Below are 21,159 nucleotides of genomic sequence, written 5' to 3'. Positions count from 1 at the left end.
ATTGCTTATTTACCGGTAATCATTGTGCCGCGGCTGAAATAAATCCTCCTGTGCACCTCTAACATCAGAAAAATGTTCCACATTATAATGACCATCAAGAATTTCATTATGATGCATGATAATTTGTTCAGCAGATAACGTTGCTGAATCAGTCGTTGAATGCCCATCCTGAACTAGCGTGACATCGAAATGATTAACAGTGGCTGTTCTTACGGCTGTATCCACGCAATGTTCTGTCTTACAGCCCATGATTACGAGGTGTTCTACCTTTTTTTCTGTTAAATAGTTCAACAACGGGGTTCCATGGAAAGAGTTTGTCGCTTCTTTATCAAAAACCTTTGCATCAGCAGGGATGGTTATGTCTCGATGGGTCTGAAATCCTTCTCCCTTGCCTTCTGCAACATCTTTATCTCGGATAAAAACAATGAATGAATCAGATTCTATCGCCTTATCGATTACCAAATTAATTTGTTTGACTAGCTTCTCCTTTTGAAATACACATTTTTCATCTTCATTCCCCTCGATTAATTCCTGCTGGGCATCAATCACTAACAAAGCTTGCTTCAATAAGATAACCCCTTTTCACTTTAATTTTTTATGTTTGCTTTTCTTTGAAAGCCTAATAATAAAAGTTTCAATTACTCTCACTTTTTACTGTATTTTAAGATATGAGATTTCATTCTTTATTTAGAATTAGACATATAAAGGAGGTGACCTGTCCACTCCCCGAACTCGTAAATAAAGCCTTTCCTGACACAATCGAACTCCATGCCGACACTTTCAGCCAGCCAGATAGATGGTGGGTTATCCAGATTGATGTGTGCTTCTATTCGGTGAAAATGTAAGTCTCCATTTTGCAAATCAACACCCCTGTCGCTGAATTAAATCTCTATTTTGTTGTTCATCAGAAAGAATGGAAGAAACGATATGTCGTGAATCCCATTCCCCTTCTGAGATTTCGACGATTGGATAAGATTTTGGGAAAAGCTGTTGATCGATTTCAGCAATGGTGAACCCTTTTTGATGAAGGCGTTTCACTTCATCACACAGATGCTCTAGATTATTCAGCTTCTGCTTCATCATGTCTTTTCCATTTTTGATGTAGCCGGCATGACAGCAAAATATCGCTTCAAACTCATAGGTGAGAAGCTTCTGAATGGAATTCATGATGACGGGGATTGATTCACTTTGCATGATAACCTTTGTTTTCGGCGTTACGTATAAATCGCCTGTGAACATCCTGCCTGTGCTTTCATGGAACAGTGCGATGTGGTCATTGGCGTGACCTGGTGTATAAATCACATGCCAGTCTTGCTGTCGTGATTGAACTGTATCCCCAAGCGGCAACGCCTTAAATGGTTCACGGATTCCCCAGGTATGTTGACGATACTTTGGATATGCGCAGAGTTCAGCACATGTACTTATACCTTTTTCATGAATATAAATGGGAAGATCCCGATCTTCTTGAAGCCATGCAGCTGTGCCTGTATGATCTTCATGGCTATGCGTTAAGATGACGAGGTCCATCGATACGTCTTCGTAAATGGGAATCAACTCAGACTCTAGAATTTGCGGTCCAGTATCGACTAACATACCGTCTGTTAGAAAGGAATAAATCCTACCCGCTTTGCGTCCGGACTTAACCACTTCCCCCTCTATACAGGTTACGCCCTCCTGTTCATATACATTGATCATAGTTCTATGTCACGCTCCTATCCTTTATTGCCTACTTATGGAATAAATTTGGATTGTATTCTTAAATAGTACCACAACCTCTTTTATCTTCAATCTTTTCTGAAGATTATGAAGGTGGAGATTTGCAAAGTAGCGATAATTGCACCAACTTTATGTATAGTTGTATATTCGGCTAAAGTCATGTCCGATCCATAGCAAATAGAAAAAGCAGCCACGCTATGCGGCTGCTTTCTCACTATGATATGATCAATTTACAAATTTAGATTTATCAGTAGTTTTTGTTCTTTTCTCATCGATTTGCTTGTCGATTTGTTCTAAGGCTTGCTGATCATTCATGAGCTGTTCTTTATTTTGGTTGACTAGCTCTTCAAAAGAGGTTCGATTTGGTCTCATTGCTCAAACTCCTTTCTCAATTTGTACAATTTCATTATAACAAATAAAGAAAGCAATAAATCTAAATTGTTTGAACATTTTGTTAACATTTAAATGGGGGCGACAATATGGAACGTTTTATTAATCCACAACTATCATCTATACAAATATCAGGGATTCGCCAATTTTTTAATATGGTCAGTCAGTATGAGGATGTTGTTTCTTTAACGATTGGGCAGCCGGATTTTCCAACACCTGATCATGTCAAAGAGGCAGCTATCGAGGCAATACATACCAATCATACGAGTTATACGCACAATGCCGGTCTGCTGGAGCTGCGGAAAGCGATCAGCCATCACGTAAACGAAAAGTATGATTTATCGTACCGGGCTGAGAATGAAGTGATTGTAACGGTCGGAGCGTCCCAGGCAATCGATATTACGTTGAGAACCATTTTACAACCAGGGGATGAAGTGTTGCTGCCAGGGCCGGTTTACCCAGGATATGAGCCACTCATCAAACTTGCGGGAGCAACGGCCAAGCATGTCGATACGAGCCAGAACGGGTTCAAGCTCACCGCTGATTTAATCGAGCAGGCCGTAACAGCAAATACGAAGTGTGTGATTTTACCTTATCCATCCAATCCGACCGGTGTCTCCTTATCAAATGATGAACTAACAGCGATCGCAGATGTACTTAAAGCTCATAACCTGTTTATGATAGCCGACGAGATTTACAGTGAGCTGACGTATTCAGCTCCACATACATCGATTGCCTCGCTTCCTTCTGTACGGGATCATGTGATTGTTGTAAATGGGGTGTCGAAGTCGCATTCAATGACAGGCTTTAGAATCGGCTATTTGCTGGCTCCATCATGGTTAGCTAAGCATATCCTTAAAGTTCATCAGTACAATGTATCTTGTGCCACTTCGATCAGTCAGTATGCTGCACTTGAGGCGATCGAAAACGGCCAGTCCGATCCGCTGCATATGAAAAAGGAATATGAAAAAAGGAGAACCTATGTGTTAGACCGGCTCGACCAGATGGGGCTGCGGTATCAGGTACCTGATGGGGCATTTTATGTGTTCCCGGAGTTTCCGTTAGAGGGAATGAGTTCATTTGATAAAGCAGTTCAACTCGTAGAAGAAGCCGGAGTGGCTTTAGTTCCTGGAGATGCTTTTTCCCAGTATGGAAATGGCTACATGAGGCTATCTTATGCTTATGGAATGGATACCTTACAAGAAGGGTTGGACCGATTAGAACGCTTTTTTAGAAAAAAGAAGAGCGAATAAGAATTTCGCTCTTCTTTTATGCTTCATTTTTCTCTTGTATTTGATTCAATAAATAGTCTAATTCCTGGCTCATTCGCACCGATTTAGAACTTGAGAATCCTTCTTCTAGCGCTGTCTCTGTCATACGCCTGCGTAGCTCTTCAATTTTATAAATGAGTTGATCTTGCTGGTCATGGCCGCTTCCCATCATCGTACCTCCTAGCGTATGCGAATATAGACTATATTTTACCATACTCTTTCATCACCCCAAAGAACTAAAAGCAAGAATTCGAGATATTCACTGAATTTTCAAGATATCGATCAAATTGATGTTAAAATTTGATTACAGTTCGCAACATTGTTTTATTTTTTTACCCGTGTGATAAAATGAAAGATATTCGAGCATGATTAAGAGAGGAAGATTCAGATTGTCTGAACAAGCTAAGAAAGAGTGGCTGGAATGGATTAAAGCGATTGCTATCGCCGTCGTTCTTGCCTTTATACTGCGCACTTTCTTCTTTGCCACTTCAATCGTCGAAGGGGCCAGCATGAACCCTACGCTTGAGAGCGGAGAACGTGTCATGTTTAATAAAATTATTTACTATATTGATGAACCTTCCTATGGTGATATCGTCATAATTGACCGTCCTGTTAAAAACTATGTGAAACGGGTAATCGGAAAGCCTAACGATACAATAGAAGTTCGAAATCATCAGCTTTATGTTGACGGTCAGAAACAAGAACAGAACTATTTAAGTGAAGAAGCCATAATGGCAACAAGAGATTTCGGTCCGATTAAAGTACCTGATAACACATACTTCGTGATGGGAGATAATCGGGCAATCAGTAAGGACAGTCGTAATGGACTGGGATTTATTAAAGAAGAAGAAATCATCGGTCGAACTGAACTTATTATTTATCCATTTGATGAAATCAGTTTAACACAATAAAGAAAGCGCGCCTCTTATTCCAGAAGATGGCGCGCTTTTTACTATCCTTTCATTTTGTCAGGAAGATGATGGATAGATTCAATCAGATCGTCAAGTTTTCCTTCCACGCGGTGCAATAAATAGAACGTGACCGCAATGGGGAACCCCACATCTGTTATGAATGGCAGCCAAGTATCCAATTCTGACACTCCCTTCTTCCATTATAAAAGCCATTATGAAGCTTATCTTCATAATGGCCAATTTGGTAGGACTAGTTTTTATAATTCAATATCAACTACGTTGCGTTCTACTATTCTTGCCTGCTTCTTCTCCACCAAATTCCCACCACTGGAATAGAAACAACTCTCAGCAATGACTGCATCCATCGCTGCGTGAATCGCAACCAGATCTACCGGTTCCACAGGCTCATCAAGGGAAATCGTTACAATACTTCCTTCTTCATTCAGAAATTTAAGTTCAAGTTTCTTCATCTGCTTTGTTCCTCCTTTTTACGAATTATAGGTTAGTTAAAATAGCTGAATCATTACGTTCAATCGTCGATAGCAAGCGCTGCTGTAATGGCACAAGGGCAACGGCCACTTTATAAAGCTGGTCTGCTGTTGCATCCATTTTTACATTATTGAACGATTTCGTACGGTACTTGACATTTCCTTTCTCATCTGTTCCGTTTTCGAATACGAGTTGCAATTGTGAGTTCGTTTTGTCTGCTGTTACGGCCATGGTGATCACCTCCTTTCACTCTTATAATCGAAGGTGACCCTCAGGCAGGTGTCAATAAGCCATAAAAAAAAAGCAAACACCCTGCTATCAGGTGTTTACTTCTTGATTTACTGTGTATAATGGATGTTGCTTTATGTGCCAGATTTACCCACGGTCAAATATACAGAATCCCATAAATCCAACTAAGATGACAACACAAACAATAAACATAATGACGGCTTCCATACCAGCACCTCCTCATCGCTTCTATTGTAGCAAAAGTTCAACATGCTTGCTTCTTCTTCTATAAATTAAAATAGGATTAGTTCTCCCCTATTATACAATATTTTGCACCAACTCGTCTGCTTCATTCCCCGGGAAATTTTTAAGCCTCATCCTTTTTTGCTGACAAAGCATTTTCACGAATTTTGTATAAGCTTATCACAAAACGTAAATAGAACAAAAGGGTCCAGGGCATAATGAAGTAAGAGGAGGCGTTCATATGAATGCGAATCAGCGTATATCAAGTCCCAATAACTTAACTGCCCCGCTGCTCATTAACGAATTGAAAAACGATAATGTAAACCACTGGTGTAATGAGCTCGATGAAGAAAATTCGTTCTCCAATGTGAAAGACCTTAATAATCAACAATCCAAGATTATTTCTGTCCCCAAAGACGCGTTTATGGACGAATTTTCCTCTGCAAATGGGTAGGAACCCATACAGCGTAGCTGCCTCCGCATAGGCTATTGTGTAGATCCTACTGGAGGTGAGCTTATGCACGGAGGCAGCCTTTATGGATGCAGATGCGGGTGCAACAGCTTGGATGGCCGAATTCGTGTTAGTGACTTAGTCCTTATTGTAGTCCTTTTCATCCTTTTAATTATTGTAGGTGCCGTCTTATATATGTGACAGACTGTACACAGCCTTCCGCTGTGTACAGTCTTTTATTACCCTATAATAATTCTCTCTTTCGGATAGTGATAACTTTTTGATTTCCGATCTTTTTTCCATGTGAACAAAAAGGTAAGAATCCCGATCCGGCCGATAAACATCAGCAGCATAAGGATGACTTTTCCAAAGGTGGACAAGCCAGCCGTTATGCCGAGTGATAACCCTGTTGTTCCAAACGCCGAACAGACTTCAAAAATTAGCTTATTCAGATCGTAAGGTTCAGTTATGGTCAGAGTGAGCACTGCTACAAAGCACGTAATTACCGCCATCATCGTCACAGCAACCGCACGATTTAAGTCTTCATTGTGAACTTCTCTTCTAAAGATCTTAATATTACTCTCCCCGCGAGCAAACGTTAAAATAAAGATGATAACGAGAGCAAACGTGGTCGTTCGAATCCCGCCTCCTACACTACTCGGAGAAGCCCCGATAAACATTAAGGCAGACATAAACAACTGGGTTTGGCCAGTAAACTCACTGATAGGGAGTGTCGCCAAGCCCCCGCTCCTCGTCGTGACAGATTGGAATAACGAAAAAAATAAAATTTCGTGCCAATCCTTGCCTGCAAAATAGTGATTAGACTCAAGGACGGCGATAATCAATGCCCCTACGACCACTAATACCAGAAAGGTAAATGTCGTTAATTTGGCAAACAACGTGAATTGAATTTTTTTATGGCTGGGCTTTAAGAGATACTGCTTGACCTCAATTAAAACAGGAAACCCGATAGCCCCCGCAATAATCAATACCATATGAATAAATTGCACGAAATAATCATTTTTAAAAGGGATTAAAGATTGCCCCGTTATGTCAAAACCTCCATTGGTCGTGGCACTGACCGAACTAAAAAAACCATGTAGATAAGCTTGTGCAGGTTCGTAGTATTGCAGATAATACGTCCCTAATATTAGAAACCCTATGAACTCAATCAGTAAAACGACGATAACGATTTCTTTAACCATACGCACCATCCCCTGGAAAGAGGTTTGGTTCTGGTCAGCCATAATCAGCCGTCGTTCTTTCAAGCCAATTTTTTTACCGAGAATGAGCCAGACCATCGTCCCCAGAGTCATTACCCCTATCCCGCCAAACTGAAGAACAAAAGCGATAATAAAGATCCCTGTTGTACTAAAGGTATCGACAGTAGACACAGTGGTCAGCCCGGTTACACTCACAGCACTTACAGCCGTAAATAAAATATCGATAAAAGCAAGTTCTACACCCGGCTGATGGGCTACAGGCAGGGCTATTAAGATTGAAGAAATCGTCACAGCAGATAAATAAAATAACGCAATCAATTGAAACGGTGACAGCTTATTAAGCCACCAAAGGCTTCGTTTTCTCACCCACATCATTAAGCATGTACTCCTTTAATAACTACACTCCATAATTTATGTATGACCCGGAGGATTACCCTCTCTGTTCCTCTCCGCGCCGTTTAAATTCCTCAAGTAATTCATCGCCCTGGAAGCCTTCATCCATAAGCAGCTTTAACATCTTTTCAATGTGCTCTCGCCGGCGATCGATAATACTCCCCATGAAGATCACATTCATATAGTCTCCAATTATATTGTTATCAATAACTTTAACGAGAAAGGTAGCTGGTCGGTTGCTGCTTTTTGTAATTTTAACTTGAATCATCAGTTCTTCCTCATGATCCTGGATCGTTTGAAAGTAATCTTCATAACTACGGTCGACGTACGCCTCCACAACCCAGCGCCCTTTGTCGTCTTCACGGTTAATGATCAACCCATCATTCAACTTGATTCTTCTTTGTGTCAGGTCGTCATTTTTCTCTTCTACGATATCAAGCGACACAAGCTTAAATGTTTTCACAAATTGCACCTCCAGGTTGTCTTTCTATCTTTATCATTATAGAGTACGAAGCTTATTGGAGTAAAGCAGTCCTTCATTTTACTCGTAAAAAAAGCACACAAACGTAAACTCACGTTTACGTTTGTGTGTAAAGGATTAATGACGATAAATTTCTGAGTTGGCTTCTATCGATCCCGCAATATCTGAAATCGTCTCTGCTTCCCCTTGGGCGACCACTATGGTAAATTCCTCATTGTAATGATGATTCTTTATAAGTTTGTAGCCGTTTTTCTGAGAAAGATATCAAGGGGGATGCAGTATGACTCTGTCTGCCTACTTCTACACTAGCCGCCAATATAGGACATTTCAATTTTCTTCTTGGCTGGCTTGCCTTCAGCTCTTTCGACAGAATATTGATCATCGCGCTTCGTCCAAATCTTAATCAGTTTTGAAATAATATCTTGATCACTGCTGTCGTTTCTTAACATCTGCCTGATATCATAGCCTTCACTTGCAAATAAACAAGTGTACAATTGACCGTCTGCTGATAACCTAACTCGCGTACAACTGCTGCAAAAGGCATCGGTGACCGAGGAGATCACTCCAATTTCAGCATCGCGGTCTTTATATTTGTATCGGTTCGCAACTTCGCCAAAATAATTAGGATCCAGTGGCTCAAGCGGCATTTCCGCGTGAATTTCTTCAATAATCTCCTGTTTGGAGACGACCGTATCTAAATTCCATCCGTTATGATTGCCCACATCCATAAACTCGATAAACCGTAACGTATCACCGGTGTCTTTAAAATATTTCGCCATCGGTAGAATTTGGCTCTCATTCATGCCTTTTTTCACGACCATATTTATCTTAATCTCAAGTCCTGCTTGACGGGCCGCTTCAATTCCTTTTAACACGGGACTCGTCTTAATCCCGCGTCCATTGGTTTGCTTAAACACTTCATCTTCAATCGCATCTAAACTGACATTGACGCGGTCAAGCCCTGCCTCCTTTAATTTCTGTGCCTGCTTGACTAAAAATATCGCATTCGTCGTAATCGCAATATCTTTGATCCCATCAACTTGCTTCAATCGTGCCACTAGCTGATCCATATCTTTTCTCATTAACGGCTCGCCGCCGGTTAGTCTGACTTTTTCAGTGCCAAACTTCGCAAATATCTCAACAAGCCGAACGATTTCATCAAAGCTGAGCAATTCTTCCGGGGGCATGAACCGGTAATCATCACCAAATATTTCAGCAGGCATACAGTAAGTGCACCTGAAGTTACATTGATCAATGACGGAGATTCGTAAATCTTTCATCGGGCGATCATATTTATCTAACACATATTGAACCATTCTAAACCGCTCCTTCCATTCAGCTGCTGTAAAGTTGAAACGTCTCTGTCCCTTCGCGGTCTTCTAAAAGTATAGCACGCACCACATCGCCTCGTTGATAACCTCTCGTGCCCCCGCGTAACACGATCAGCACATTAGAATGCGCAAGAGAGGTGACGACAGCGGATTTATCGATACCAGCTGGATAGACGCAAACCTTTCCCTGTTCATAGCGTACGAATCCACGCACAAACCGGGTAAATGGATTCGGTTTCGAAAAATCCGCCCCCAGCTGTGCATCGATCACGTTATGATATACTCGTTGATTCCCTAAATATCCTTGAATAAACGGATGAGTGTAGAGTTCGTACCCTACGTAACAAGCGGAAGGGTTTCCCGACAATCCAAACAGCAGCTGCCCGCCAAGCGCAGCAACTGTTGTTACGCTGCCTGGTCTCATCGCGATTTTATTAAATAATACGTCAGCTCCCAGCTTTTCATAAATGTCCGGCATTAGGTCATAATCACCAACGGAAACTCCTCCCGTGGTAATTAAACAATCCACTTTTGATAAAGCTTGTTGAACGGCTTCGAAACACGTATCAAAATCGTCAGCAAGCTTCCCAAGGTAGATCGGTTCTGCACCGCTCCGTTCAATTTGCGCCAAGATCATGTAAGCATTGGAATTACGGATCTTTCCGGGTTCGAGCGGCTGGTTGATATCAAGCAATTCTGTTCCTGTTGCAAACACACCAACACGCGGACGCTGATAGACCCGCACGTTTGCGTAGCCAAAGGTAGCAAGAACAGCTTGAATACCAGGGTTGATGGTTTCCCCTTTATGGACGAGAACTTCGCCTTCTTCTGTTTCAGTCCCCTGGCCGATAATGTTCTGTCCATCTTCAAGACTGCGCTTAATAGTCATGTACGTGGTGTTTGCCTGCTCATCTGTTTGACAAATCTCAAACATGGCGACAGCAGTGGCTCCTTTAGGAATTTCCGCTCCGGTCATAATCCTTACTGCTTCACCACTTTCAAGCGGGCGGCTGGCTCGATGACCGGCCGCCACTGTTTCCGTCACTACAAACCTTGCTGGAGATTCTTTACTGGCCTGTGCTGTATCCGCTGCACTGAGCGCAAATCCATCGTACGGTGATTTACTAAAAGGAGGGACGGGATGGGTTGCTTTAATATCTTCGGCAAGCATGCGTCCATAACTGTCTTCCAAACGAACCTCCTCTAATTTTTGCGATGGTCTGTGTTTCATGACTCGTTGAACAGCTTCTTCTACGGGAATTGGTTGTCTATGTAAGTTCATCTTTTTCATCCTTTACCTGTTTGAAAAATGGTCTTTTTTTGACCATAACGAAACTAAACAATAATTTCAAAATTTATGTACTATTCTCTAAGTGGTTTTCGGGTGTCGATATGGGGGTATGAAGGGATATAGAAGGTTTAAAGGAGGAACTATACTCATGAACACTACATATGACGTAATTGTAATCGGATCAGGAGTAGCAGGCAGTACAGCCGCTACGATCTCACAGAGAAGAGGACTTTCAACAGCTATCGTGGATGCAAGACCTTATGGTGGGACATGTCCGCAAAGAGGCTGTGATCCGAAGAGAGTTCTGACAGGAGTCATGGAAGCTTATGAAGATGCGAAGCGTTTAAAGGGAAAAGGAATTTCCGGAGAATTCAACTTAAATTGGGAGGATTTAAAGGCGTACAAGGATTCGTTTACCGAGCCTGTTGCCGAATCGGTCGAACAATCTTTAAAGGAAAAAGGGATTGTCACTTATCATGGAACAGCTGCGTTTCTGGACCCTCATACACTAAAGATCGGTGAGGAGAATATTACCGCTGATAAATTTGTGATTGCTACAGGGGCTCGCCCTTCACTACTGCCGATTAACGGCTTTGATCATATGATTACCAGTGATGATTTCTTTGAATTGGAAGAGATACCCGATCGGGTTGTTTTTGTCGGAGGCGGCTACATTTCCTTTGAGTTCGCTCATCTATGTGCCCGTCTCGGGAAGGATGTAGTGATTGTTCACCGTGGCAAACATGTTCTGGATTTTGTTGATCATGAAATTTCCAATAAGCTGATTGAACATACCAAGGATCTAGGCGTTGATATCCACACAGGTACGGAAGTGAAAGAAATTGAACATCTCACTAGCGGCGGCTACAGTTTACGAGTGAAGAAGTTTGACCATGAACATGAAATAAAAGGAGACTTGGTCATTCATGGTGCTGGACGCCAGGCAAATCTTGAAGAGCTGAACTTGGATGAGGCTGGGATAGAAGCAACGGATGATGGAGTTAAAGTTAATCATAACTTTCAATCGCTCTCTCAGCCGCATATCTACGCTGCTGGGGATGCAGCCGATTCAGGATTAAAAGCCCTAACCCCCCCAGCGGGAGAGGAAGCTGAACGATTGATGCGTCATTTAGTCGATGCAGAAGAACAGCCTTTGATTACTTCAGCCATCCCTTCTGTCGTGTTCACGTATCCGATTCTCGGGTCTGTCGGAATTACTCAACAGGAAGCTAAGGAAAAACGAATCCCTTATGAAGTGCAATCGCGAACCGTGCATTCCTTCTTCACTTATAAACGGATGAACGACGAGGGAGCTTATGTTAAATTAATGATCAATCCATTTACTGATGAACTGATCGGGGCCCATGTCTTATCCAGTCATGGCGACCACCTGATTAACCTGTTTACGGCTGCCATTGAAAAGAAAATGACTAAATCTGATTTACGAAATATGCTCTGGGGCTATCCAACAGCAGAAAGTGATATTCCAAGCTTCTTTTAAGATGGGAATGGTAAAACCCGCTGGGAAGCCAGCGGGTTTCTTCTTATATATATAAGTGTTTACGTTTGTTTTCTTCTATTTTCCTATGAATGCGTTGACACTTGTTGCGTTCAACGTCGTCACGCCAATCAGCAACCCGTTTTTCAATGCTGATCGTGAAAATAATCATATTGATTCTCATCGATATCCTCCTCTTTCGCTTTCGTAACTATGCCGTATCCTTCTCTACGTTCAACCAAGCCATAAATACAATTCTTCTCATAATCGCCATTTTATACACCCCCATTTTTAGTAAAAATTGGTCATGCGTGCTTTTCGGTCAAGAAACTTGTCATAAGCCGTTGCCCTGTAGATAGAATGCTGCCCATTATTACGTTTTTTTGGCCTTCTTTGAATATGAACGGAAAATAATAAAAAGTGTATGGTCATGAAAATCACCTCCTAAATTGTCAATTAGTTTTTTACATAAAAAAATAACCACAGGTGTCCTGTGGCTTGAGGTAAAACATATATGGAATCATCCTACATAGAGGGATTTTTTCCATTAAAAAAGCCACAGGGTTACAATATGCGCCACCTGCAGCAAGTATGATTACATTTATCCCGTAAAAAACTAGATTGATTCGTTTGCGCAGGTCGACCTTATACAATTAGCTTGAAATGGTGCTGTCATCATGTTTTTCATGTTAATCGACCTCGCTTTCATTAGAATATTTTACCTACAACGGAAATTATATAGAAAGTTCTGTAAAAAGTAAAGCACTTTTCTGAAAAATGTCACACTAATTTGATTTTCCTTTTTCTTGAGACTGCATCTCTTCAATTTTTTTATCTATTTTATGGAGCCGTTCGACCGCTTCATTCGGCTCCATTTCCTTATAATGATGCTGACCGCCCGGCTGTTCATCCAGGGCATCCGCTTCCGCAACCACATGTTGCATGGGCGTTCGCTGATCTGATATTTCAAATGGTAAATAGCTGTCAGTATGGAGCAGTACAGCCAAGGAAACTTCTTTAGCAACCAGACGGTCTTCTCCCAACCTGATCAATAACTTATGGGCGCGCTCCGCTCCCTTGATGGCATGGATATCATGACGACGGTACTCTTCATAATCCCATTTACCATCTCTATACCATTCGTAATGCCCCATATCATGAAGCAAGGCGGACTTTGTGGCTAAATCCAGTGAGACATTGGCTTTTATGGCCATGTCTAATGCATTTTCGGCCACCGTAACAGCGTGGTTAATACCAGAGCGCTGTAAATATTTTTGTGTAATGCGTTGATTAAAGATATCGACTAGGGTAACACGTTTCATCCCCCCACCTCCTCATTTTTTAATAGTTGACTATAGCATGCCCCAGGGACTGTCTCAAGTATGACGTCTTACAGGAGGCGAATGGAATAATTCCTGTTTACGACATTCGCTAATAAGGAAACTACCCCATATAAGAGGTATTCCCATGAATTTTACAAAAGAAACCGTACTGCTCATAAGTAATGGAATTGGAAGAGGCTTAGCTTTATCCTATGCAGACAAAGGAGCGACTGTGGCAGGTGTGATAGTGATGAAGAGCATGGCTGAAAACTAATTGGGACTAATCGGGGAAATCGGCTAAAAAGGTCAGTAAGCCGGCAGATATTACGGAAGTCTGTTTTTATTTAACCGATAAAGAAAACGACTTTGTAACAGATGAAAGTCTCGTAGCAGGCGGAGGCATGACTCGTAAAATGATCTATGAATGCCGGGCAGAATTCAAGTCATAAAGGTTTACCTCTATATAAGCCAGGGTAATGTTATTGTAACAAAGCGATTACATGGAGGTGACGAAGTGGTTCATTTATCCTCATATCAAGTCCATTTAAAAAACCCGATCAAGACAAATCAAATTATGAATATATATAAGCATTCAACGAAGGATAATACAAACATTTACTTTCACCAACATAACCTTATAGCCGATGCAGGCCATTTACCGAAACTGTTATCCTTTTTCCTGCTTATGGATATTGATGAACCATTATTACTTATTATTGATGGAGATAATGCAACTGGAACCTATGAGGTTATTTTAAACGAATTCCAGGGAGCTATTGAGGACATCAGCTGTAGAGCTCAATACATTCCTGCTCAAATGTATCAGTGTGCTTCCATCACTGTGTAGCACAGGTCTTCGCGATCGGAATTTGAAACAATGGTATTACTGCTAATCTAGATACAGAACGGATAAAGGAGTGTGCATAACATGTACGATATCGCAATTATAGGATCCGGGCCGGCTGGAGCGAGTGCCGCCATATTCGCGGCTAAAGCAGGTAAAAATGTAGTTATGTTTGATAGTGGAAAAAGTATCACAGCCAAAGCCTGGATTGAAAATCATTATGGCATTAACGAAATTGAAGGACCTAAACTCTTACAGAGTGGACAGGAACAGGCTGAAAAATTTGGGGCTGAACTTGTAAAAGCAGAAGTATCGGAGATTAAAGAAGATGCCGAGCTTTATACGATCCAGACGGACCAAGGCGCGTTTGACACCAGCCATATCATTTTTGCTACTGGCATGTCTGTTAAAGCTGCGGAACAGTTTGGGCTCGATATCACAGAAGGGACTGAACCCCGAGTAGCCAAAATAATCAAGGTAAATGAACGAGGCCGCACAGAAAAACCGAAAGTTTGGGCCGCAGGGACGGTGGCAGGTGTCAGTGTACATACAATCGTTACAGCAGGTGACGGTGCACGAGTTGCCATAAATGTGATTAGTGAATTAAATGGCGAGCGTTATGTAGATCACGACATGATGAAGTAAACTTGAAAGAAGGTGCCTGTTACGGGCACCTTTTTCTATCTTCTGACTCAAAGACTCCTCCCCGTTTCATAGGTGGGAGTTATTTATTTAAGGCGGCGCTCTTCTATTAATAGTGAAATTTCGAACACGTTAACCAGTGGTATCCACCCCTTTATGGTTGATACCACAATTATAATAAGCAAAGCGCCTCCCGATAACGGTCCGAAGAGTGAAATAACTCTACGTCTTTTGGCTGAAAACCTTACTTGTAGAACCATCTAGGGAGTAGGGTCCATAGGAAGTTCGGCGTAGAGCTCTCCCACGTCGTGTGGGGAACGAATCAATCAAACCACCCTTTTCGCTTAAACCAGATAAACATCCCGGCAGCCATCGTAATCATAATCCCCCAGACGACAAAATAACCGTATTTTTCGTTAAGCTCCGGCATAAACATAAAGTTCATTCCGTACACCCCCACAACAAAGGTCAGGGGCATAAAGATCACTGAAATCACTGTCAGAATCTGCATCGTGCGATTCGTCTGATGTGAGTTCAACGATAAGTAACTGTCACGAATGTCCTGTGTCATTTCGCGATTAGACGCAATCATTTCAGCTACTTTTAGCAAATGATCGTAGATGTCGGTAAAATATTCTTTTCGTTGCTGGACTTTTTCCAAATGGTGCGTGTTTAACATGCGATACAGTAAGTCGCGCATCGGATGAACGGTTTGCCGCAGCTTCAACAACTCTCCACGGCGGTCAAATAACTGTTCCAGCAATTGCTCCATGGATAGCTTTTGCGTATTATCTTCTATTTCATTAATATGATCTTCAATTTCATAGACGATCGGGAAGTAATGATCGACCACCTTATCAAGCAGCTGATACAGCACATAATACTCGTCTTGATCTTGATGATCATGACTTCGCTTCAGCATACTTTCCACCGACTGAATGATTTCAGAGTGGTCTTTGTGGTAGGTTACAATAAAATGATCACCGAGAAACACGTCGATTTCTTGTTTGTCTGTATTGGTTGCTAACGAATGGAAAACAAAAAAAGTGTGATCGTCATAATAATCGAGTTTTGGCCGCTGCAAATCGTGCATACAATCTTCAATAGCCAGTGGATGAAAATGAAAGAACGAATGCAGCAGATTTATCTCCTGTTCCGAAGGACTCGCAAAATCGACCCAATACCACTCCATCTCCAGTTCACCGAGTTCATCTAAGAAATTTCCTTCCTTCCACCCGTGGGCTTTGGAATAACCATAAAACTTAAGCATATAACCACCCTCTAGCTTGGACATCAACTAGTATGTAGCCTTCCCCCTCGCTTTACTGATAAAACCTTCGATCCATTATAAAGCTGTGGTACGATAGAATCAGCATAATTCGGAAAGGTGACTGATCTGCATGAGTGTTCAAACTATTCAAATGGAAGGCGAACTTGTCACATTACGCAGCATAACAGATCAAGACATCCCCATTCTGTGGGAATTAATATACGGTGTGGAAGAACCTGAGTGGAAGAAATGGGACGCTCCCTACTATCCATTAGAACCTCATACCTTAGAAACTTATCGCAGCCATGAACACGCCAGACAAGAACGGTTAAAACAGAAAGAACCGGATTCCCGCTTGGTTATAGAAGTCGACGATACCATCATCGGGACCGTCACATACTATTGGGAACACAAACCTTCCCTGTGGTTGGAAGTGGGAATTGGCATTTACAACGTGGATTATTGGAATGGAGGCTATGGAACGGAAGCACTAAACCTCTGGATTGACCACTTATTTTCCAAACTTCCTTTAGCACGTGTTGGATTAACGACGTGGTCTAAAAATCAACGCATGATGCGCGTAGGTGAAAAGCTTGGCATGAAGCTTGAAGGCCGTATGCGAAAATGTCGTATTTATGAAGGACGATATTACGACGCCATTCGCATGGGAGTGCTCCGCGAAGAGTGGAAGGCTGGCCGCTCACATAGAATCGAAGGGAATCATCCCTAGTAGTCCTGAAACGTGGATGATTGTTTTATACCTCTCCATCAAGTAGGTGACTATTATTATGAAATCCCACATAAGTTGGTTTGCCTATTTTTAAAGAAACTTTGTATTTGACATTAAACATTTATGTAGATATTATAGACACATTGAGTCTACATTAGGAGTAATCATATGAAATTAACCAAAGCAACGAACTATGCCCTCCACACCATGCTATTTTTAGCTGTTAATCCCCCTGATGAGCATATTGGGGTGGCAAAATTAGCTGAGCACCAGGAAGTTTCAACGACATATTTATCTAAAATACTAACAAAATTAGTAAAGTCGGGTATGGTTGAATCTGTCTCAGGGGCAAATGGCGGCTATAAATTAAAACCTGGCTGGGAAGAACTTTCAATACTTGATGTTATAAAGGCTATTGAAGGATTGACGCCTATTTTTGATTACTGTCACAGTCATAACCCTAATTGTTTAATTCAGAAGTCGATCGAATCAGCTGAGGAAAAGCTCTTAGATGAATTGAATCAAACACTTATCGTTGACCTGGCTGACAAAATGAATAAGACATCTATATAAATCAGGATGTCTTTTACCCTAATTGTAGATATTAAGACTCTATAATATATATATTTAAGGATGGAGGCAAATCATTGATGAATAAATATGATTGTATTGTAATTGGTGCAGGACCTGCCGGATTAAGTGCAGCCTTAACTTTAGGGAGAGCGCGTAGAAAGGTTGCTATCTTTGATAATGGAACAAACAGAAATCGTGTAACACAGCAGTCACATGGATTTCTAACAAGAGATGAATTAAACTACAGGAATTTAAAGATATAGCCATTAAAGAACTAGAATCTTATCCTTCTGTGTCCGTTTCAAATGAGACAATTATTGAAATAAATAAAGATAATGAAAAAGATTTTTTTCTAATCAATACATCGAATAATATATCTTATACAGCGGAAAAAGTAATGTTAGCGACTGTATCCAAGAAGATTTTCCCTTACCACAGATTAAACAATATTACGGTAAAAGTTTATTCAGTTGTCCATATTGTGATGGTTGGGAGCTGAGAGACAAGCCTTTGGGTATAATGGCAGAAAATGAGGAACATATTATTCATTTGACAAAATTAGTTTTTAATTGGTCAAAGGATTTAATTGTTTTTACTAATGGCTATCAATTATCCGATAAAGTGCGAAATGACTTTGAAAGTAAAGAGATCAAGGTTTATACAGCGGGTATTAAAAACTTGCATGGAGATCATGGTCACTTAGAAAGTATTGAACTAGAATCAGGTGAACGCATTTTAAGAAGTGGCGGTTTCGTAGTTCCAAGTTTTTATCGACCAAATCAATTTGCTGAACAATTAAATTGTCAATCTGATGAAAACGGCGGAATTATTACAGACGGTGCTGGACGAACAACAGTACGTGGGATATATATTGCAGGTGAAACAGAAAAGGCTGGACCCTCATCTTTGATGATTGCTGCGGCCGATGGCACTAAAGCTGCCTCTATCATAAACATGGATATAACAGTCGATAGGTTTTAAAATATAAGCTGATGAGTTGTAAAGGCAAACTCATCAGCTTATTTAGTATGAAGGATAAAACCTGCAAAGTTCCCTCTCAATACTTGTTTCTCATCCTGATTTGTGCATAGGAATGATGCCATAATCGATATTCTATTATTTTCTTGCTTTTCATACTTCTCGATTGTTACTTCACAAATTATTGTATCCCCCGTAAACACTGGTCTTAAAAATTCAAAATTCATAGTACGGGCCAGTACGTTATGATCTCCCCCCACTTTTGTTGGCAGAGTGGCGGTTAGTAGTCCTTGAACTACAAGTCTCCCCTGTTCATCCGGGGTTAAATGATGAACCCCTTCATCACCCGAAATTTTAGTAAACAACTCCACGATACCTGCTGTGAAAGTTCGTTCAAATGTAATCATATCGCCCACTTTTAAAGACAACTTTATTCCTCCTTTTTTAAACCCATTTGTCTTACAGTGTCAATAAGAATAGGGAGCTTATCCTTAATTAGAATCATGTTTGCACTTGGAAAGTTTATTTCAAAGAACAGAATACTTAAATCCCCCTTTGGCTCAACGACTGATTAGTCGACTATAATTGTATTATAAAGAATTTACAGCCCTATTATTTAGTAGTAACCTTACAGATACGGAACCTCTTCATCGAGCGTGTTAGCCAATAATATGTACAGCACTATAGAAAATGGCAATGCTATAATAAATACTAATCTGACACCAAAAGGATATAACCCTAAATATTCTGCAATACCACCACAAACTCCGTGTATTGACTTACTCTTAAAGGACTTATTCAACTTCCTATTCACTTTTTATATCCCCCATTTTAACGATACTCCAGCTATTTGCACGTCTGTTTTATAAATTTTTCTGAAATCCGGTCATTAAAACTCTATCCTTCCACAATGATTGATAACTCGTGCAGCAGCCACATTCCTTTAGAATAATGCATCTTTTAATTATAGCTCCAAGCGATCGATGTATTTTGATAACCCCTTAAGACGATTCATTTCTCCCATTAAACTACCCGATTCTTGCGTAAACCCGGGGCAGGACACTTTATCACATTTTCCTCCTTTCATTTCTGAATTTGATTAGAAATTTTCTCGACTCGATCCATATTAAAATACCAAAAGATGCTTCCCAAAAAATAAGAAATACCTAATATAGAAAGAATCTCTGGCACACTTTCCTCAATTGGATTATTGGAAATAAAATATCCCCATGTTATAAACCCAACAACATAAATAAAGGGGATAATTATAAAGAATAAACCGTATAAGAATTTCTTGAAATTTTTCACTGATTATCCCCATGACTATGATTAACAGGTTTTGCTGCCTACTAAAAACAACACACTAGTACGACAAGAAGTGGTAGATGTATTGCAGAATCGAACCATCATTCCCCATTATTTACATCAATCACCTTGAACCGTTCACAAACAAGCAGCATCTGTTCCGAGAATTTGCGACCTATCGCATTTAACTCATCCTTAAAGAATTTCTCATGAGCATCCCACCAATATTGGTATGTTCTGTCTCCTTCACCTTCCGCAATAGCAAACTCTTCAGTCACTTCATTCATAGGTGTTAACGAAACTTCTACCGTTTTAATGATGGCCACAGGTTGGTCGACGCTGTTTAAGATGATGCTGTAATCTTCTGTTGTAGGTAAAGGTTCATTTTCCAACTCATAAAAAACATACCCAGAACATGTTGCCGTTTTGGTCCCCTCTATCACCAATTGAGCCAAATAATCTGGATCAGCTCCGAATTGCCATGCACTAACTAACTGCGGTTTATCTTGACCTTTCCAATACTCATTCCAGTAGACTCGAGCTTCCTGATTCATGACTTAGTCCTCCAGTTCATCTTGTGACTTATTTTCAAACGTCCCTTCCACTTCTTTTCCTTGTATGTATGCATAAAACTCCTGATTTAAGTTTAATCCCTTTTAATTTCGAATAGCGTTAAATCGGAATAATTCATCGATTACAAAGTAGCAAACACTCACAGGTAAGGACATGAAAAACAATACTTTAACGTAATGTTAAAAACCTTCCCTAATACCAATTATTTCAAATTAATATAATAAACTCAATAATTTATTACATAAAAAGGCACTTTCCTTTCAACGGATAAGCCCTCTATTTTGAACCCTAATCCTCTCAGTTTAGGGGAATGCGGTCCCTATTTTCTCTAACAACCTTATCCAGAACATCCCTCTATACATGAAAATAAACGCTAATCTTCATTAAAGAAGCGGATGTTTGGGGAAGAGTCAACTCTTGTTCCTGTTTACTAATTTAATTTTTTCCTTGTTATTGCCCCATTTTACTGTAACTTCGATAGTTTCGTCTTTACTTACTTTGGCCCCGTTTGAACTACCTCTATGCGTAAAATGCAAATCCTGGAGTAAATTATCCAATGTTCTAGTACCTCCCCCTCCACCTGCAGTTGTTTCAAAGGAATATTCAAGCTCATCAAAAGTTGCTAATTTGTCTAATGTACCTTTATATTCTATTAAAAACTCGTAACTTTCATTATGGGAATATGTTGTGCCTCCTTCTTCCCAAACTTCCTTTCCTTCCACCGTATATCTGGCCTTCCAATGTTCACTTTCCCCTAAAAATATGTATTTATAATGGTTGCTTTCACTTTTGGAACAACTAACTAAAAGTAATAACAATGTCAGCAAACTAAATAATTTTTTCAATCTAACACACCCTTTTTTAAAAAGTAATTTTTGAAAATAGATTCTCATCGCTACCTCTTTATATAGATGTTTGCATCCCCACCCTTCCACCTTTATTGTATACATCTCAATAATCTGGCCTCTATCCAAAATAGGCGCTTACCTCTTATTCCAGGAAAGCG

29 protein-coding genes and 2 pseudogenes are annotated in these 21,159 nt (G+C 40.5%); 11 read left to right on the top strand and 20 right to left on the bottom strand.

What is annotated here, in order from left to right:
* Positions 1-9 precede the first annotated feature (9 nt).
* From P9989_RS09415 to P9989_RS09400, 4 genes and pseudogenes are all read right to left on the bottom strand, one after another.
* Positions 10-567, bottom strand: coding sequence for an isochorismatase family protein (locus P9989_RS09415; RefSeq protein ID WP_283078504.1), 558 nt, complete (start codon positions 565-567; stop codon positions 10-12).
* Between the two features lie 116 nt (positions 568-683).
* A pseudogene (locus P9989_RS21685) lies at positions 684-845 on the bottom strand (GNAT family N-acetyltransferase); the annotation flags it as partial.
* A gap of 16 nt (positions 846-861) precedes the next feature.
* Positions 862-1,695 (bottom strand): MBL fold metallo-hydrolase, encoded by an 834-nt coding sequence (locus tag P9989_RS09405; RefSeq protein WP_283078503.1) that lies wholly within the window; start codon positions 1,693-1,695, stop codon positions 862-864.
* Positions 1,696-1,941: 246 nt separating this feature from the next.
* Positions 1,942-2,088 (bottom strand): FbpB family small basic protein, encoded by a 147-nt coding sequence (locus tag P9989_RS09400; RefSeq protein ID WP_283078502.1) that lies wholly within the window; start codon positions 2,086-2,088, stop codon positions 1,942-1,944.
* A 107-nt stretch (positions 2,089-2,195) separates the two neighbouring features.
* Here P9989_RS09400 and P9989_RS09395 point away from each other — a divergent pair, with 107 nt between their 5' ends.
* Positions 2,196-3,359 carry an aminotransferase A gene (locus P9989_RS09395; RefSeq protein WP_283078501.1) on the top strand — a complete coding sequence of 388 codons (1,164 nt, stop codon included), beginning with the start codon at positions 2,196-2,198 and terminating at the stop codon, positions 3,357-3,359.
* A gap of 16 nt (positions 3,360-3,375) precedes the next feature.
* On the opposite strand, the gene P9989_RS09390 is transcribed toward P9989_RS09395, so the two are convergent.
* On the bottom strand, positions 3,376-3,591 hold the full coding sequence (locus P9989_RS09390; protein ID WP_346274898.1) for a Spo0E family sporulation regulatory protein-aspartic acid phosphatase: 216 nt from the start codon (positions 3,589-3,591) through the stop codon (positions 3,376-3,378).
* Between the two features lie 175 nt (positions 3,592-3,766).
* On the opposite strand from P9989_RS09390, the gene lepB reads away from it, so the two are divergent.
* The gene (gene lepB / locus P9989_RS09385; RefSeq protein ID WP_283078500.1) at positions 3,767-4,288 is read left to right on the top strand and encodes a signal peptidase I; all 522 of its coding nucleotides are present in this window, start codon (positions 3,767-3,769) and stop codon (positions 4,286-4,288) included.
* Positions 4,289-4,329: 41 nt separating this feature from the next.
* On the opposite strand, the gene P9989_RS09380 is transcribed toward lepB, so the two are convergent.
* The 3 genes from P9989_RS09380 to P9989_RS09370 form a co-directional block, all read right to left on the bottom strand.
* Complete coding sequence (locus tag P9989_RS09380; protein ID WP_163530218.1) at positions 4,330-4,467, bottom strand: YvrJ family protein; 138 nt, start codon at positions 4,465-4,467, stop codon at positions 4,330-4,332.
* Between the two features lie 78 nt (positions 4,468-4,545).
* Positions 4,546-4,758: a DUF2922 domain-containing protein gene (locus P9989_RS09375; RefSeq protein ID WP_283078499.1), complete on the bottom strand. Its 213-nt coding sequence runs from the start codon at positions 4,756-4,758 to the stop codon at positions 4,546-4,548.
* Between the two features lie 25 nt (positions 4,759-4,783).
* The gene (locus P9989_RS09370; protein ID WP_283078498.1) at positions 4,784-5,008 is read right to left on the bottom strand and encodes a DUF1659 domain-containing protein; all 225 of its coding nucleotides are present in this window, start codon (positions 5,006-5,008) and stop codon (positions 4,784-4,786) included.
* A 481-nt stretch (positions 5,009-5,489) separates the two neighbouring features.
* Here P9989_RS09370 and P9989_RS09365 point away from each other — a divergent pair, with 481 nt between their 5' ends.
* Together P9989_RS09365 and P9989_RS21680 are read left to right on the top strand one after the other, a co-directional pair.
* Entirely contained in the window at positions 5,490-5,702 is a 213-nt protein-coding gene (locus P9989_RS09365; protein ID WP_283078497.1) for a hypothetical protein, read from the top strand.
* Positions 5,703-5,765: 63 nt separating this feature from the next.
* A complete protein-coding gene (locus tag P9989_RS21680; RefSeq protein WP_390306739.1) occupies positions 5,766-5,900 on the top strand; it encodes a YjcZ family sporulation protein in 135 nt (44 codons plus the stop codon).
* A gap of 38 nt (positions 5,901-5,938) precedes the next feature.
* On the opposite strand, the gene P9989_RS09360 is transcribed toward P9989_RS21680, so the two are convergent.
* From P9989_RS09360 to P9989_RS09345, 4 genes are all read right to left on the bottom strand, one after another.
* A complete protein-coding gene (locus tag P9989_RS09360) occupies positions 5,939-7,294 on the bottom strand; it encodes a TrkH family potassium uptake protein (protein WP_283078873.1) in 1,356 nt (451 codons plus the stop codon).
* A gap of 58 nt (positions 7,295-7,352) precedes the next feature.
* Positions 7,353-7,778: a YwpF-like family protein gene (locus tag P9989_RS09355; protein ID WP_283078496.1), complete on the bottom strand. Its 426-nt coding sequence runs from the start codon at positions 7,776-7,778 to the stop codon at positions 7,353-7,355.
* Between the two features lie 323 nt (positions 7,779-8,101).
* Positions 8,102-9,112 (bottom strand): GTP 3',8-cyclase MoaA, encoded by a 1,011-nt coding sequence (moaA, locus tag P9989_RS09350; RefSeq protein ID WP_283078495.1) that lies wholly within the window; start codon positions 9,110-9,112, stop codon positions 8,102-8,104.
* A 19-nt stretch (positions 9,113-9,131) separates the two neighbouring features.
* Entirely contained in the window at positions 9,132-10,409 is a 1,278-nt protein-coding gene (locus P9989_RS09345) for a molybdopterin molybdotransferase MoeA (protein ID WP_283078494.1), read from the bottom strand.
* 157 nt (positions 10,410-10,566) lie between these two features.
* Between P9989_RS09345 and P9989_RS09340 the strand changes: the two genes are divergently transcribed.
* The gene (locus P9989_RS09340; RefSeq protein ID WP_283078493.1) at positions 10,567-11,919 is read left to right on the top strand and encodes a dihydrolipoyl dehydrogenase family protein; all 1,353 of its coding nucleotides are present in this window, start codon (positions 10,567-10,569) and stop codon (positions 11,917-11,919) included.
* Between the two features lie 43 nt (positions 11,920-11,962).
* On the opposite strand, the gene P9989_RS09335 is transcribed toward P9989_RS09340, so the two are convergent.
* The 3 genes from P9989_RS09335 to P9989_RS09325 all read right to left on the bottom strand — a co-directional run bounded on the left by P9989_RS09335 (position 11,963) and on the right by P9989_RS09325 (position 13,238).
* Positions 11,963-12,100: a hypothetical protein gene (locus P9989_RS09335; RefSeq protein ID WP_283078492.1), complete on the bottom strand. Its 138-nt coding sequence runs from the start codon at positions 12,098-12,100 to the stop codon at positions 11,963-11,965.
* A 107-nt stretch (positions 12,101-12,207) separates the two neighbouring features.
* On the bottom strand, positions 12,208-12,348 hold the full coding sequence (locus tag P9989_RS09330; protein WP_283078491.1) for a YrzI family small protein: 141 nt from the start codon (positions 12,346-12,348) through the stop codon (positions 12,208-12,210).
* Between the two features lie 353 nt (positions 12,349-12,701).
* A complete protein-coding gene (locus P9989_RS09325) occupies positions 12,702-13,238 on the bottom strand; it encodes an HD domain-containing protein (RefSeq protein WP_283078490.1) in 537 nt (178 codons plus the stop codon).
* A gap of 145 nt (positions 13,239-13,383) precedes the next feature.
* Between P9989_RS09325 and P9989_RS09320 the strand changes: the two genes are divergently transcribed.
* The 3 genes from P9989_RS09320 to P9989_RS09310 all read left to right on the top strand — a co-directional run bounded on the left by P9989_RS09320 (position 13,384) and on the right by P9989_RS09310 (position 14,727).
* Positions 13,384-13,512, top strand: coding sequence for a hypothetical protein (locus tag P9989_RS09320; protein ID WP_283078489.1), 129 nt, complete (start codon positions 13,384-13,386; stop codon positions 13,510-13,512).
* Between the two features lie 240 nt (positions 13,513-13,752).
* Positions 13,753-14,085, top strand: a complete 333-nt coding sequence (locus P9989_RS09315; RefSeq protein ID WP_283078488.1) for a hypothetical protein — start codon at positions 13,753-13,755, stop codon at positions 14,083-14,085.
* A gap of 81 nt (positions 14,086-14,166) precedes the next feature.
* Positions 14,167-14,727, top strand: a complete 561-nt coding sequence (locus tag P9989_RS09310; protein ID WP_283078487.1) for an FAD-dependent oxidoreductase — start codon at positions 14,167-14,169, stop codon at positions 14,725-14,727.
* Positions 14,728-15,046: 319 nt separating this feature from the next.
* Here P9989_RS09310 and corA read toward each other — a convergent pair whose 3' ends face one another.
* Positions 15,047-15,994, bottom strand: a complete 948-nt coding sequence (gene corA, locus P9989_RS09305; protein WP_283078486.1) for a magnesium/cobalt transporter CorA — start codon at positions 15,992-15,994, stop codon at positions 15,047-15,049.
* A gap of 130 nt (positions 15,995-16,124) precedes the next feature.
* Between corA and P9989_RS09300 the strand changes: the two genes are divergently transcribed.
* The 3 genes and pseudogenes from P9989_RS09300 (at position 16,125) to P9989_RS09290 (ending at position 18,278) form a co-directional block, all read left to right on the top strand.
* Positions 16,125-16,724, top strand: coding sequence for a GNAT family N-acetyltransferase (locus tag P9989_RS09300; protein WP_283078485.1), 600 nt, complete (start codon positions 16,125-16,127; stop codon positions 16,722-16,724).
* Between the two features lie 168 nt (positions 16,725-16,892).
* On the top strand, positions 16,893-17,297 hold the full coding sequence (locus P9989_RS09295) for an RrF2 family transcriptional regulator (RefSeq protein ID WP_283078484.1): 405 nt from the start codon (positions 16,893-16,895) through the stop codon (positions 17,295-17,297).
* 77 nt (positions 17,298-17,374) lie between these two features.
* A pseudogene (locus P9989_RS09290) lies at positions 17,375-18,278 on the top strand (NAD(P)/FAD-dependent oxidoreductase).
* A 38-nt stretch (positions 18,279-18,316) separates the two neighbouring features.
* Here the strand turns inward: P9989_RS09290 and P9989_RS09285 are convergent.
* From P9989_RS09285 to P9989_RS09270, 4 genes are all read right to left on the bottom strand, one after another.
* Positions 18,317-18,703: an FAS1-like dehydratase domain-containing protein gene (locus P9989_RS09285; protein ID WP_283078483.1), complete on the bottom strand. Its 387-nt coding sequence runs from the start codon at positions 18,701-18,703 to the stop codon at positions 18,317-18,319.
* 200 nt (positions 18,704-18,903) lie between these two features.
* Entirely contained in the window at positions 18,904-19,089 is a 186-nt protein-coding gene (locus tag P9989_RS09280; RefSeq protein ID WP_283078482.1) for a PspC domain-containing protein, read from the bottom strand.
* 592 nt (positions 19,090-19,681) lie between these two features.
* On the bottom strand, positions 19,682-20,134 hold the full coding sequence (locus P9989_RS09275) for an ASCH domain-containing protein (protein WP_283078481.1): 453 nt from the start codon (positions 20,132-20,134) through the stop codon (positions 19,682-19,684).
* Positions 20,135-20,563: 429 nt separating this feature from the next.
* A complete protein-coding gene (locus P9989_RS09270; protein ID WP_283078480.1) occupies positions 20,564-21,127 on the bottom strand; it encodes a hypothetical protein in 564 nt (187 codons plus the stop codon).
* Positions 21,128-21,159 lie beyond the last annotated feature (32 nt).

Origin of the sequence: Halobacillus naozhouensis, from assembly GCF_029714185.1 — a bacterium.
GTDB classification, from domain to species: Bacteria; Bacillota; Bacilli; order Bacillales; family Halobacillaceae; genus Halobacillus_A; species Halobacillus_A naozhouensis.
The sequence above is the reverse complement of the archived record's forward strand: the minus strand, read 5'-3'. Positions and strand labels throughout refer to the sequence as shown.

Bases quoted from the DNA above. Each gene is read 5' to 3' on its own strand.
- P9989_RS09345 (WP_283078494.1), bottom strand. From the start codon at position 10,409: ATGAACTTACATAGACAACCAATTCCCGTAGAAGAAGCTGTTCAACGA.
- corA (WP_283078486.1), bottom strand. From the start codon at position 15,994: ATGCTTAAGTTTTATGGTTATTCCAAAGCCCACGGGTGGAAGGAAGGA.
- P9989_RS09370 (WP_283078498.1), bottom strand. From the start codon at position 5,008: ATGGCCGTAACAGCAGACAAAACGAACTCACAATTGCAACTCGTATTC.
- P9989_RS09330 (WP_283078491.1), bottom strand. From the start codon at position 12,348: ATGACCATACACTTTTTATTATTTTCCGTTCATATTCAAAGAAGGCCA.
- P9989_RS09405 (WP_283078503.1), bottom strand. From the start codon at position 1,695: ATGATCAATGTATATGAACAGGAGGGCGTAACCTGTATAGAGGGGGAA.
- P9989_RS09390 (WP_346274898.1), bottom strand. From the start codon at position 3,591: ATGGTAAAATATAGTCTATATTCGCATACGCTAGGAGGTACGATGATG.
- P9989_RS09360 (WP_283078873.1), bottom strand. From the start codon at position 7,294: ATGTGGGTGAGAAAACGAAGCCTTTGGTGGCTTAATAAGCTGTCACCG.
- P9989_RS09275 (WP_283078481.1), bottom strand. From the start codon at position 20,134: ATGAATCAGGAAGCTCGAGTCTACTGGAATGAGTATTGGAAAGGTCAA.
- P9989_RS09320 (WP_283078489.1), top strand. From the start codon at position 13,384: ATGAATTTTACAAAAGAAACCGTACTGCTCATAAGTAATGGAATTGGA.
- P9989_RS09325 (WP_283078490.1), bottom strand. From the start codon at position 13,238: ATGAAACGTGTTACCCTAGTCGATATCTTTAATCAACGCATTACACAA.
- P9989_RS09340 (WP_283078493.1), top strand. From the start codon at position 10,567: ATGAACACTACATATGACGTAATTGTAATCGGATCAGGAGTAGCAGGC.
- P9989_RS21680 (WP_390306739.1), top strand. From the start codon at position 5,766: ATGCACGGAGGCAGCCTTTATGGATGCAGATGCGGGTGCAACAGCTTG.
- P9989_RS09295 (WP_283078484.1), top strand. From the start codon at position 16,893: ATGAAATTAACCAAAGCAACGAACTATGCCCTCCACACCATGCTATTT.
- P9989_RS09335 (WP_283078492.1), bottom strand. From the start codon at position 12,100: ATGAGAATCAATATGATTATTTTCACGATCAGCATTGAAAAACGGGTT.
- P9989_RS09365 (WP_283078497.1), top strand. From the start codon at position 5,490: ATGAATGCGAATCAGCGTATATCAAGTCCCAATAACTTAACTGCCCCG.
- moaA (WP_283078495.1), bottom strand. From the start codon at position 9,112: ATGGTTCAATATGTGTTAGATAAATATGATCGCCCGATGAAAGATTTA.
- P9989_RS09375 (WP_283078499.1), bottom strand. From the start codon at position 4,758: ATGAAGAAACTTGAACTTAAATTTCTGAATGAAGAAGGAAGTATTGTA.
- P9989_RS09400 (WP_283078502.1), bottom strand. From the start codon at position 2,088: ATGAGACCAAATCGAACCTCTTTTGAAGAGCTAGTCAACCAAAATAAA.
- P9989_RS09310 (WP_283078487.1), top strand. From the start codon at position 14,167: ATGTACGATATCGCAATTATAGGATCCGGGCCGGCTGGAGCGAGTGCC.
- P9989_RS09395 (WP_283078501.1), top strand. From the start codon at position 2,196: ATGGAACGTTTTATTAATCCACAACTATCATCTATACAAATATCAGGG.
- P9989_RS09300 (WP_283078485.1), top strand. From the start codon at position 16,125: ATGAGTGTTCAAACTATTCAAATGGAAGGCGAACTTGTCACATTACGC.